Genomic DNA, 11,767 nt, shown 5'->3' with positions numbered 1-11,767 from the left:
CCGGCCATGGCTCGCCGCTGCCACAACTCAAGCACGGCGGCCCGGGTCGTGCGGGTGGCGGTGAAGAACTCGGTGGGTTGCGTGCGGTGAAGCACTACCTGCAACGTGCTGCGGTGCAAGGTTCGCCAACCATGCTGGCGGCGGTCACCGGCGAATACGTGCGTGGCGCCAAGGTCATCGAAACTGACGTGCACCCGTTCCGTCGCCATTTCCAGGACCTGCAGATCGGCGAATCGCTGCTGACTCACCGCCGCACCGTCACCGAAGCGGACCTGGTGAACTTCGGCTGCCTGTCGGGCGACCACTTCTACATGCACTTCGACGAGATCGCGGCCAAGGAATCGCAGTTCGGCAAGCGCATCGCCCACGGTTATTTCGTACTGTCGGCAGCGGCCGGGTTGTTCGTATCCCCCGGCGTCGGCCCGGTGCTGGCCAACTACGGCCTGGACACCCTGCGCTTCATCAACCCGGTGGGCATCGGCGACACCATCCAGGCGCGCCTGACCTGCAAACGCAAGATCGACCAGGGCAAGAAGAGCCCGCAAGGGATTCCGCAAGGCGTGGTGGCGTGGGATGTGGAGGTCACCAACCAGTTGGGTGAGCTGGTGGCCAGTTATGACATTCTGACCTTGGTCGTAAAACGCGAAGACTGACGTGACAACCTGTAGGAGCGAGCTCGCTCGCGATGGACGTGAATGATGGCACGCGCTTTCTGGATGAACGCGTTGTTCTCAGGTTCTTCGCGAGCAAGCTCGCTCCTACAGGGGTATCGGTAGGCCAAAAAATTTGGTTAGTGCTTGCGCAACCACTCGATAAACAACGCAAACAACTCCGACTGCGAACCCACCTGCAGTTTCAGGTACAGGTTCTTGCGGTGCATGCGCACGGTTTCCGGCGAGATGCTCATCTGGCTGGCCGTGGACTTCACCGAATGCCCGCGCAACACCATGTGCGCCACTTGCCGCTCGCGCTCGGTGAGCAATTCACAACCGAAGTTTTCGAACGCCGCCTGCACGCGATGCTTGAGATCATCGCGCATGCCTTGCTCGTTATCACGCTCAATCCCGGAACTGCGCAGCAGTCCACGCTGGCTGAATTCGCTGATGAATTCACGCACCAATGGTTCGACGGCTCGCAGCAGGTTCAACTGTTCGTCGCTTAGACATTCTCCGCCGAAACCCTGATAGAGGCTGACGGAAATCTTCGTGTCGTTGCCGGTATCGACGATGTAGTAGCTGTCTTCCGAACAGCCCGCCTTCAGGTAATAGGATTTGTAGTAGTCACTGTCGAAGAAGTTGTCCGGGGCAATTTCCTCCAGGTGATAGAACCCTTGCGCCAACCCCTGCTCCACCGCCAGGCAGAACGGGTCGAGCAAATAGCCCCCGGCAAAATAGCGCTCCAGAATCGAGACCTGATACTCCTGCGCAATCCCGCGCTGATGCAGCAGCTGTGGTGCGCGGTCCTTGCGCTCGAGGCTGATCATCATCGACTCGACGGACACCAGTTGCGCCAACGCTGACGCCAGGTATTGCAAGGCGTCAGGCTCATCGACATGGGCGAATGCCTCGCGCATTCCCCCATGCCATTTGTGCAACGCCCCGAAGGGCATCGCGATCAGCGTATCGTCGTCTGGTTTGCTCATGCCCCGCAGTCTAGCGGGTGCGCTGGCCCTTGGTAAAAGCCTGTATGGCGAATTCATTGGCCGTCATATTGGCCGCTGGCCTGAAGCTCCGCCGCCACTTCCAGAATGCACGCGCGCAGGGTCTCGACGATTTCATCGACCTGGACAACCGTCAGGATCAACGGCGGTGACATCACGTTAAGGTGCATGATCGGCCGCACCAGCAAGCCACGGGCCTGAGCCCGCACGTGGATCTTCTCGCCGATGTTGATCTCGTCGGGGAACAGCGCCTTGGTGCGTTTATCGGCGACGAACTCCACGCAGGCCATGAGTTTCTGGCAGCGCACATCCCCCACCAGCGGCAAGTCCCGCAGGGTGGCCAGGCGCTCTTCCAGATAAGCCCCCACCGTGTCGACATGGGCCAGCAGGTTTTCCCGCTCGATGATTTCGATGTTCTTCAGCGCCGCCGTGCAGCACACCGGGTGGCCGCTGTAGGTGAAGCCGTGGGTGAAGCAGCGGCCCTTGCCCGGCTCGGCGATGACTTTCCAGATACGGTCAGAAAAGATGCACGCGCCCAGCGGCAGGTAGGCCGAGGTCAGGCCTTTGGCGGTGGTAATGATGTCGGGCTGCACATCGAACACATCCCGGGAGGCAAAGAACTTGCCCAGGCGCCCGAACGAGGTCACCACTTCGTCGGCGACGAACAGGATGTCGTAGCGCTGGCAGACGTCCCACATGCGCTTGAGGTAGCCCTGTGGCGGAATGATCACCCCGCCCGAGCCCATGATCGGTTCGGCGAAAAACCCGGCGACCTTGTCCGCGCCGATGGCGAGGATCTTGTCTTCGAATTCCTTGACCAGAAACTCGAGAAACTGCGCCTCGTCCATGCCATCGGGTGCGCGGTATGGATTCGGGTTGGACACGTGGTGGATCAGCGGGTTGGCGTAGTCAAACTCCGGCACCCGGTCGGCGGCCTTGTTGCCGATCGACATGGTCAGGGTGGTGGAGCCGTGATAGGCGTTGAACCGGGCGATGACGTGCTTCTTCTCCGGTTTGCCACGGCAGTTCTGGTAGTACTGGATCAGCCGGTACGCGGTGTCCACGGCGGTGGAGCCACCGGTGGTCAGGAACACATGGTCGAGGTCGCCGGGGGCCAGGCTGGCGAGCTTTTCGCACAGCTGGATGGCGACGTTGTTCGACATGTCGGAAAACGGATTGGAATAGGCCAGTTGCCGCACCTGATCGGCGATGGCCTCGGCCATTTCCTCACGGCCCAAACCGATGTTGGTGCACCACATGCCGCCCACCGCATCGAGAAAGCGGTTGCCCTGGGTGTCGTAGATGTAGGCGCCATCGCCTGCGACGATGTTCAACGAGCCTTGTTCGGCGTGTTCGTCGAACACGTGATAGCCGTGCATATGGTGAGCCTTGTCGGCCTTGACCAGCCGGGACTCGTCCGCTGGGGAAAAAACGGTGCGTGTTGGCGTCGCCATAAATAAACCTCTAACCGGGTTGACTAACGATCGAACAAATCAGATGCCGCTTTTCACGGTGCTCCAGACCCGGGTGATCGCCCGCATGTCCTTGGCATCCTGGGTCTTCTGCGGGAACAGGCGCTCGCGGGTTTGCGCGTCCGGGTAGATCGCCGGGTTGTTGCGCACATCGGCGCTCAACAACGGCGTGGCCGCCGCGTTGCTGTTGGCGTAGTTGATGAAGTCGCTCACGTCCGCCATCACCTGCGGCTGCATCAGGTATTCAAGAAACTTGTGGGCATTGGCGACGTGGGGCGCGTCGGCCGGGATGTACATGTTGTCAAACCAGATCAGCGAGCCTTCCTTGGGGATGAAGTAGGCCAGGTCGATCTTTTTCTTGGCTTCTGCAGCGCGGGCCATGGCCGTGGCGTAGTCGCCGGACCAGGTCATGGCCATGCACACGTCACCGTTGGGCAGGCTGGTCAGGTAATTGACCGAGTCGAATTTGCGGATGTACGGCCGCACGGACAGCAGCAAGTCCTGGGCGGCCTTCAGATCTGCGGGGGCGGCGCTGTTCGGGTCACGTCCCAGGTACTTCAAGGCCATGGGAATGACTTCGGTCGGGGCATCGAGCAGGGTCACACCGCAGTCGGCGAAACGCGAGACGATCTTCGGATCGAAGATCATCGCCAGCGAACCGATCGGCGCGTCCGGCATGCGTTCCTTGATCTTGTCGACGTTGTACGTGACGCCATTGCTGCCCCAGGTGTAGGGCGCAGAGTAGGTGGTGCCCGGATCAAACCCCTGCAGGTCCTGCAAGACTTTCGGGTCCAGGTTGCTCCAGCCCGGCAGCAACTTTTTATCCAGCGGCTGGAACACCTTGGCCTTGATCAACGGTGGCGCGAGGGAGGCGTTCAACACGATCAAGTCATAACCGGAGTGGCCGGTGAGCAATTTGGCCTGCACCGTTTCGTAGGCATCGAAGGTGTCGTAAATGACTTTGATGCCGCTGGCCTTTTCGAAGTCGGCCACGGTTTTTTCACCGATGTAATCCGCCCAGTTGTACAGCCGCAGCGTATTGCTGTCGTCCACTTGAGCGGCGTAGGCATTCAAAGTCAGTGGTACAACAAACAGACTGGAAATCACCTTAAGCAGCGTCTTGCCCATAGCAAATGCACCTTATAGCGAGTTCGGCTCTGGATGAGCGGATGCCCCCACTATTGGCGGATTCGCCGGGCGCAGCCATACCCCGAATGGGTGTGTGTCGCTTTTGGCGCACCGGCATGGCAAAAAGCGGCAGCGCAGTTGACCCGTTTTGCCATAGATCCGGGGTTTGTCCGGCGCTTAAAGTGGCAGCCTGAACCGACCCTGCGGAGCCTGCGATGACCGACCTGATCAAACACGAGCAACGCGACGGCGTGTTGACGCTGACCATCGACCGCCCGGACAAGCTCAACGCGCTGAACAACGCCATGTACACGCAACTGGCCGACCTGTTGCTGGCCGCCGACGAAGACGCGCAGACCGGCGTGATCATCCTCACCGGCGGCCCGGCCTGCTTTACCAGCGGCAACGACCTGGTGGATTTCCTCCAGCATCCGCCGACGCACCTGGACGCCCCGGCGTTCCGCCTGATGAAAGTCGTCACGCGCCTGCAAAAGCCGCTGATCGCGGCAGTCTGTGGGGCGGCCATCGGCATTGGCACCACATTGCTGTTGCATTTCGATCAGGTGCTGGTGACCCGCAACGCCAAGCTGCGCATGCCGTTCGTCAACATCGGCCTGTGCCCCGAATTCGGCGCCAGCCTGTTGCTGCCACGCCGGCTCGGCCATGCCCGCGCCGCGAGCCTGCTGCTGTTGGGCAACGGCCTGGATGGCAACGAAGCGGTGGCCTGGGGCCTGGCCAACGAAGCTTTCGATGACGGCGAGCAATGCCTGGCTGCGGCCACAAAAATCGCCCAGCGCTTTTTGGCGATGCCCCAGGAGGCCTTGCGCCAATCCCGTCAACTGATGAAACAGGCGACGTTGCCGGAACTGGAAGCCACCCTGCGCGAAGAAAACACGCTGTTCATCCAGCGCCTGAATACCGACGAGGCGAAATCCGCCTTGAACGCCCTGCTCAATCGCAGTACAGATAAGAATCCACCGAAAGGAAACCAGCCATGAACACTCCGGAAATCTACGTCGTCAGCGCCGCCCGTACCGCCATTGGTACGTTCGGCGGCTCGCTCAAGGACGTGCCACTGGCCGACCTCGCGACCACGGCCGTGAAAGCCGCCCTGCAACGGGCCGCCGTGGACCCGGCGCTCGTTGGCCATCTGGTGATGGGCAACGTGATCCCGACCGAAACCCGCGACGCCTACATCTCTCGCGTCGCGGCAATGAACGCCGGCATTCCGAAGGAAACCCCGGCCTACAACGTCAACCGCCTCTGCGGTTCCGGCCTGCAAGCCATCATCAACGCTGCCCAGACCCTGATGCTCGGCGATGCCGACATCGTCGTCGGTGCCGGTGCCGAATCCATGAGCCGTGGCCCGTACCTGATGCCAGCCGCCCGTTGGGGTTCGCGCATGGGCAACGCCCAGGTCATCGACTACATGCTCGGCATCCTGCATGACCCGTTCCATGGCATCCACATGGGCATCACCGCCGAGAACGTCGCCGCACGCAACGGCATCACCCGCGAAATGCAGGACGCCCTGGCCCTGGAAGACCAGCAACGCGCGGCCCATGCGATTGCCAACGGCTACTTCAGCGAGCAGATCGCGACCGTGGAAATCCAGGATCGCAAAGGCGTCAAACTGTTCAGCGTCGACGAGCACCCTCGCGCCACGTCCCTGGAACAACTGGCTGCAATGAAGCCTGCGTTCAAGAAGGACGGTTCGGTCACCGCCGGCAACGCCTCGGGCCTCAACGACGGTGCCGCCGCACTGGTCATGGCCACCGGTAACGCGGTCCAGGCCAATAACCTGAAACCACTCGCCCGCCTGGTCAGCTACGCCCACGCCGGCGTCGAACCGGAATTCATGGGCCTGGGCCCGATCCCGGCCACCCGCCTGGCACTCAAGCGCGCCGGCCTGACCGTCGCCGACCTGGACGTGATCGAAGCCAACATCGCCTTCGCCGCCCAGGCCTGCGCCGTCAGCCAGGAACTGGACCTCGACCCGGCCAAGGTCAACCCGAACGGTTCGGGCATCGCCCTGGGCCACCCGGTGGGCGCAACCGGCGCGATCATCGCCACCAAGGCCATCCACGAACTGCATCGCACCGGTGGCCGTTACGCGCTGGTGACCATGTGCATTGGTGGTGGTCAGGGGATTGCGGTGATTTTCGAACGCGTCTAAGCCCCGAACAATCGCTGAAAAACCTGTGGCGAGGGAGCTTGCTCCCGCTGGACTGCGCAGCAGGCCCTGCTTTTCAAGAGCCGGGGTCGCTGCGCAACCCAACGGGAGCAAGCTCCCTCGCCACATTTGACCGTGTAACGCCCCCACAGGAGCGACCGGCACTTGATGATTTCCCCGCGTAACTGGTCGCAATCGATCAATACCGCCCCCGCCCCGCCCCCTAGATTAGCTCCCAGAACACGAAGCCGTACCGCGCGGCCAGTCACTGAGGAGATCGCCCCATGCACAGTTTCCAGAACCGTAAGCAGCAGAGCCCGATCGATGGCTGGGACCATCAGGACCCGGAAGAGGCCTTCACCCTGCCCTCGCGTTACTTCTATGACGAAACCCTGTTCAAGGCCGAGCGCGACAACATTTTCATGCACGCCTGGCACGTGGCCGGGCACGTCAGTGAGTTCGCCGAGCCGGGTCAGTACGTGGTCACGGATCTGTTCGACCAGAGCGTAGTGGTGGCGAAAAACCGTCAGGGCCAGATCCACGCCTTCCACAATGTTTGCCAGCATCGCGGCAATCGCCTGCTCGAAGAACGGCGCGGCACCACCAGTGGCGTGGTGCGTTGCGCCTATCACTCGTGGTGCTACGAAATGGACGGCAGCCTGCGCAGCGCACCCCGCTGCGAGAAGATGAAGAACTTCGAGTTGCAGCAGTTCAACATCCCGCAGATTCGCACCGAAGAATTGGGCGGCTTCATTTACTTCAACCTCGACCCGGCTGCGCCGTCCCTGCGGGATTTGTTCCCCGGGGCGGACGAGGAAATGCGCCGGGTGTTTCCGGACCTGGCCGACATGCGCCTGATCGAAGAGCAAGACGTGATCGTACCGGCCAACTGGAAGGTGATCATGGACAACTCCATCGAGGGTTATCACTTCAAGCTGTCGGGGCCTTGCCACATCGACCTGGCCAAACTGATTGACTTCAAGGGCTACCAATTGAGCAAACGCGACAACTGGTGGACCTACATCGCCCCGGCCAACCTCTCGGTGACCGAAGCCTACGGCGTGCCGCTGCGCAAGGACCTCAACCCGGACGAGTGCTTCTTCAACATCGGCATGTGGCCGAACAATACCTTCTACACCTTCCCGTTCTCGGAGTTCCTGGGCTCATTCATCATGATTCCGCTGGACGCCGAGCGCTCGCTGCTGCGCTTCGGTTACTACTCCAGCAATGCCGAGACTGCGGCGGTGAGTACGTCGTGCATGAAGTGGATGAACGAGGATCTGGGGCCGGAGGACATCGCCCTGAACATCTCGGTGCAGAAAGGCCTGCATTCGCTCGGTTACGACCAGGGCCGCTACATGATCGATGCCCAGCGCAGCAATGAAAGCGAGCATCTGGTGCATCACTTTCATCGGTTGGTATTCAACGGGATTCATGGCACCTCTCCTTCCTGAGCCAACACAGTACCTGTGGGAGCGGGCTTGCCCGCGATGACGGTGTATCAGACAACACTTATGTCGGCTGACACGGCCTCATCGCGGGCAAGCCCGCTCCCACAGGGTTTTGTGTTGTTCTTTTTAATGCAGCTTATAAGGGAGCCCCTAACCATGACCAACCATGCGTTTGATTACCTGATAGTGGGCGCAGGGTCCGCTGGCTGCGTATTGGCCAATCGCCTGGGCGAAGACCCGTCGGTGCGGGTTCTGTTGCTGGAGGCCGGCCCGGCGGACCAGAGCTGGACCATCGACATGCCGTCCGCCGTGGGCCTGGTGGTTGGCGGCACGCGCTACAACTGGAGCTACAGCTCCGAACCGGAGCCGTATCTGGACGGTCGCCGGATCGGCACACCGCGAGGCCGCACGCTGGGCGGTTCGTCCTCGATCAATGGCATGGTCTACATCCGTGGCCATGCCCGGGACTACGACGGCTGGGCCGAACAGGGCTGCGACGGCTGGCGTTATCAGGATGTGCTGCCGTATTTCAAGCGTGCGCAAACCCATGCCGATGGCGCGGACGATTACCGCGGCGCGGCAGGCCATCTGCACGTCACCCCGGGCGATACAACGACGCCGTTGTGTGCTGCGTTTCTGGCGGCCGGTGCCGAAGCCGGGTATGGCCTGAGCGATGATCTGAACGGGTATCGTCAGGAAGCCTTTGGCCCTGTGGACCGCACCACCCGCGACGGACGACGCTGGAGCACTGCCCGTGGCTATCTGCGTGAAGCGTTGGCCCGCGGCAATGTGCAGGTGCGCACTGATGCCCTGGCTTTGCGCATTCTGTTCGACGGCAAACGCGCCGTCGGCATTGAGTTCGAGCACAACGGCGAGATCCGCCAGGCCTTTGCCCGGCGCGAAGTATTACTGACCGCCGGGGCGATCAACTCGCCGCAACTGTTGCTGCTATCTGGAGTCGGCCCGGCAGCGGAACTGCGGGATCTGGGGATCACGGTCAAACATGATTTGCCCGGTGTTGGCCGCCGCCTCAACGATCACCCGGACACCGTGGTGCAATACCGCTGCAAGCAGCCGGTGTCGCTCTACCCGTGGACCACCGCGCCGGGCAAGTGGTGGATCGGCGCACGCTGGTTCGCCACTCACGACGGCCTGGCGGCGAGCAACCACTTCGAAGCCGGGGCGTTCATCCGCTCCCGGGCCGGGATTGAACATCCCGACCTGCAACTGACCTTCATGCCCTTGGCGGTCAAACCCGGCAGCGTCGATCTGGTACCGGGCCATGCGTTCCAGATCCATATCGACCTGATGCGCCCCACCAGCCTGGGTAGCGTCACACTCAACAGCGCCGACCCCAGGCAGCCGCCGCGCATCCTGTTCAATTACCTGAAAACCGAGCAGGATCGAGCCGACATGCGTGCCGGTGCGCGGCTGGTGCGCGAGATCATCGCACAACCGGCCATGGCCGCTTTCCGGGGCGAAGAACTGGTGCCCGGCCCGCAAGCGCAAAGTGATGCAGCACTGGACGCCTGGGCCAGGCAGGTCACGGAAACCGGCTACCATGCCAGCGGCACCTGCAAGATGGGCCCGGCGGGCGATGCCGAAGCCGTGGTCGATGCGCAATTGCGGGTGCATGGCCTCGACGGTTTACGAGTGGTGGACGCGTCGATCATGCCGGTGATCGTCAGTGGCAACACCAATGCGCCGACGGTGATGATTGCGGAAAAGGCCAGCGACCTGATTCGCCGCTTGCCGGCGCTACCCGCCGCCGAGGCACCGGTGTGGATTCATCCACAGTGGCAGACGCAACAACGATAGAGTTCACTCATGAGCAATCAGTCGTCCAATAGCACAGAGGCACCCTTCACCTGGCGGCGCGGCGAGGTCACGCCGCTGCGGGTCGCGGTGTTGTTGATGCCATCGTTTTCCAACTTCGGCCTGGCTGCGGTGCTGGAACCGTTGGCCATTGCCAACTGGCTGACTCAACGCCCCTTGTTCGAGTGGTCGCTGCTGTCCCTGGACGGCCAGCCGGTGCAGGCCAGCAACGGCCTGACCACCGTCGCCAATGACGGATTGAAGGCTGACCAGGGCTTTGATGTGTGCCTGGTGATTGCCAGTTTCGATGTGCACAAACACAGTCGCAATCTGGCGCTCAAGAGCTGGCTGCGCAAGCAGGCGTTGTTCGGCGCCGTGCTGATGGGCGTGGAAACCGGTACTGAACTGCTGGCGGCGGCCGGCGTGCTCGACGGTTACGCAGCCGCCGTGCATTGGGACAATCTGCAAGGATTTCAGGAGAGTTATCCACGGGTCCACGCCAAACCACAGCTCTACACTCTGGAACGCCAGCGCATGACGTGCGCCGGCGCCACCAGCACCCTCGACATGCTGCTGGGCTGGATCGGCCAGAGCCTCGACAGCGAGCTGGCCCGGGAAATCGGCATGCACCTGCTGATGGGGCACGTGCGCGCACCGGCCGACCATCAACTCGATGGCGGACTGACCAGCACCGGGCTGTACGGTAGCAAGATTCGCCGTGCCATCGGGTTGATGGAGCAAGCCCTGGAAGAACCACTCGATTGCGAAGCGATTGCCGCTCAGGTCGGCCTGTCGCGACGGCAACTGGAGCGGCAATTCAAGCATCAGACCGGCCTGTCGCCGCTCAAGTACTACATCACCTTGCGCCTGGCCAAGGCCCACAGTCTGCTGCAACAGACGCGCCTGAGCGTCGCGCAAGTGGCGGCCTGTTCCGGGTTCGGTTCACTGGAGCATTTCTCCCGCACCTATCGTGCCCGCTTCGGCTGCCCACCCAGCGAAGACCGCAGCCAGGTCTGGACCGCGCCGGTGATGCGCCAGCCGTTGCGCAAGGAACACCGGCCGCTCGAGGCAGACTGACTCACAGGCGATAACCCGGTTCTTCCTCATCGAGAATGCCCATCAACGCATTGAAATGCTTGTCGGCAAAGCCCGGATAGTCGAGCCATTGCCGGCAGGTCTTGCGGGCGATTTCGTCGCTGGCGATGCGCAGTTCACGGCCGGTCGAAAGCGCGGTGATGTAAGTCTCGCAGGCACGCTCGAAGTAATACAGATCGTCAAACGCCTGGGCAATGCTCGGCGCCGCCACCAGTACGCCATGGTTGCCCATCAACAGAATCGGCTTGTCGCCCAGCAGGTGGCTGACCCGTTCGGCCTCGTCGCCTAATCCCATGCCGTCAAAGCCCTCATCGATCACTACGCGTTCGAAAAAGCGCATGCAGTTTTGCTCGATCGGCGGCAGTCGCGAGTCCGCCAGACAGGCCAGCGCCGTCGCATATTTTGAATGGGTATGCAGGATGCAACGGGCATTCGGCTGGTTGCGATGCAAGGCGCTGTGCAGCGCCCAGGCGGTGATGTCCGGCGCGTCCGGGCGATCGAGGCTGGCGGGCTCATCGGCGTTGAGCAGCAGCAAGTCGCTGGCCTTGATCCGCGAGAAATGCGAGCCGTAAGGGTTGATCAAAAACTCCCGGCCGCCCCCCGACACCGCAACGCTGAAGTGGTTGGCAATGGACTCGTGCAGATTCAGCCGCGCCGCCCAGCGGAACGCACAGGCCAGTCGGATTCGCAATTGTTCAACAGATTGATTCATCCCCGGCTCCCGGATTCTGATCGTTTGCCTGGCAGTGTAGAGCGACGCCTTGCACGTACTTGACGGGAAACGACACCGATTGCCGTTATCCGCCAGCTCGTCAGGGTGAGCAGCCGGGAAGGCAAGGACGAGTTGGTGGCGGCGCCGGGATCCCCTGTGGGAGCGAGCTTGCTCGCGATGACGGCCATTCAGTCGACGATAGTGGTGCCTGATACACCGCTATCGCGAGCAAGCTGAACTGGCCTAATGATTTTGGACACT

At 61.9% G+C, this 11,767-nt stretch carries 10 protein-coding genes; 6 read left to right on the top strand and 4 right to left on the bottom strand.

What is annotated here, in order from left to right:
- Positions 1-653 (top strand): MaoC/PaaZ C-terminal domain-containing protein (locus PMI29_RS02135; protein ID WP_008003813.1); only part of this gene is annotated, 653 nt, incomplete at its 5' end.
- A 137-nt stretch (positions 654-790) separates the two neighbouring features.
- Here PMI29_RS02135 and PMI29_RS02140 read toward each other — a convergent pair.
- The 3 genes from PMI29_RS02140 to PMI29_RS02150 are packed head-to-tail and all read right to left on the bottom strand — an operon-like array spanning position 791 to position 4,260.
- Entirely contained in the window at positions 791-1,699 is a 909-nt protein-coding gene (locus tag PMI29_RS02140) for a helix-turn-helix transcriptional regulator (protein ID WP_008003810.1), read from the bottom strand.
- Positions 1,696-3,114, bottom strand: a complete 1,419-nt coding sequence (locus PMI29_RS02145) for an aminotransferase (RefSeq protein WP_008003808.1) — start codon at positions 3,112-3,114, stop codon at positions 1,696-1,698. Before PMI29_RS02145 ends, PMI29_RS02140 begins: the two co-directional genes overlap by 4 nt.
- A 39-nt stretch (positions 3,115-3,153) precedes the next feature.
- A complete protein-coding gene (locus PMI29_RS02150; protein ID WP_008003806.1) occupies positions 3,154-4,260 on the bottom strand; it encodes a polyamine ABC transporter substrate-binding protein in 1,107 nt (368 codons plus the stop codon).
- Positions 4,261-4,475: 215 nt separating this feature from the next.
- Between PMI29_RS02150 and PMI29_RS02155 the strand changes: the two genes are divergently transcribed.
- From PMI29_RS02155 to PMI29_RS02175, 5 genes are all read left to right on the top strand, one after another.
- Positions 4,476-5,258, top strand: a complete 783-nt coding sequence (locus PMI29_RS02155) for an enoyl-CoA hydratase-related protein (protein WP_008003804.1) — start codon at positions 4,476-4,478, stop codon at positions 5,256-5,258.
- A complete protein-coding gene (locus tag PMI29_RS02160; protein WP_008003802.1) occupies positions 5,255-6,436 on the top strand; it encodes an acetyl-CoA C-acyltransferase family protein in 1,182 nt (393 codons plus the stop codon). The genes PMI29_RS02155 and PMI29_RS02160 overlap by 4 nt, the downstream gene beginning before the upstream one ends.
- A gap of 281 nt (positions 6,437-6,717) precedes the next feature.
- Complete coding sequence (locus tag PMI29_RS02165) at positions 6,718-7,887, top strand: aromatic ring-hydroxylating oxygenase subunit alpha (RefSeq protein ID WP_008003800.1); 1,170 nt, start codon at positions 6,718-6,720, stop codon at positions 7,885-7,887.
- A 153-nt stretch (positions 7,888-8,040) separates the two neighbouring features.
- On the top strand, positions 8,041-9,702 hold the full coding sequence (locus tag PMI29_RS02170) for a choline dehydrogenase (RefSeq protein WP_008003798.1): 1,662 nt from the start codon (positions 8,041-8,043) through the stop codon (positions 9,700-9,702).
- A gap of 9 nt (positions 9,703-9,711) precedes the next feature.
- Positions 9,712-10,776, top strand: coding sequence for a GlxA family transcriptional regulator (locus tag PMI29_RS02175; RefSeq protein ID WP_008003796.1), 1,065 nt, complete (start codon positions 9,712-9,714; stop codon positions 10,774-10,776).
- Between the two features lies 1 nt (position 10,777).
- Here the strand turns inward: PMI29_RS02175 and PMI29_RS02180 are convergent, their stop codons facing one another.
- Positions 10,778-11,506 (bottom strand): class II aldolase and adducin N-terminal domain-containing protein, encoded by a 729-nt coding sequence (locus PMI29_RS02180; protein WP_008003794.1) that lies wholly within the window; start codon positions 11,504-11,506, stop codon positions 10,778-10,780.
- Positions 11,507-11,767: the final 261 nt, after the last annotated feature.

Source organism: Pseudomonas sp. GM49 (assembly GCF_000282355.1).
In the GTDB taxonomy this organism is placed as follows: Bacteria; Pseudomonadota; Gammaproteobacteria; order Pseudomonadales; family Pseudomonadaceae; genus Aquipseudomonas.
Note: the sequence above shows the minus strand (reverse complement) of the source record. Positions and strands in the feature narration are given on the sequence as shown.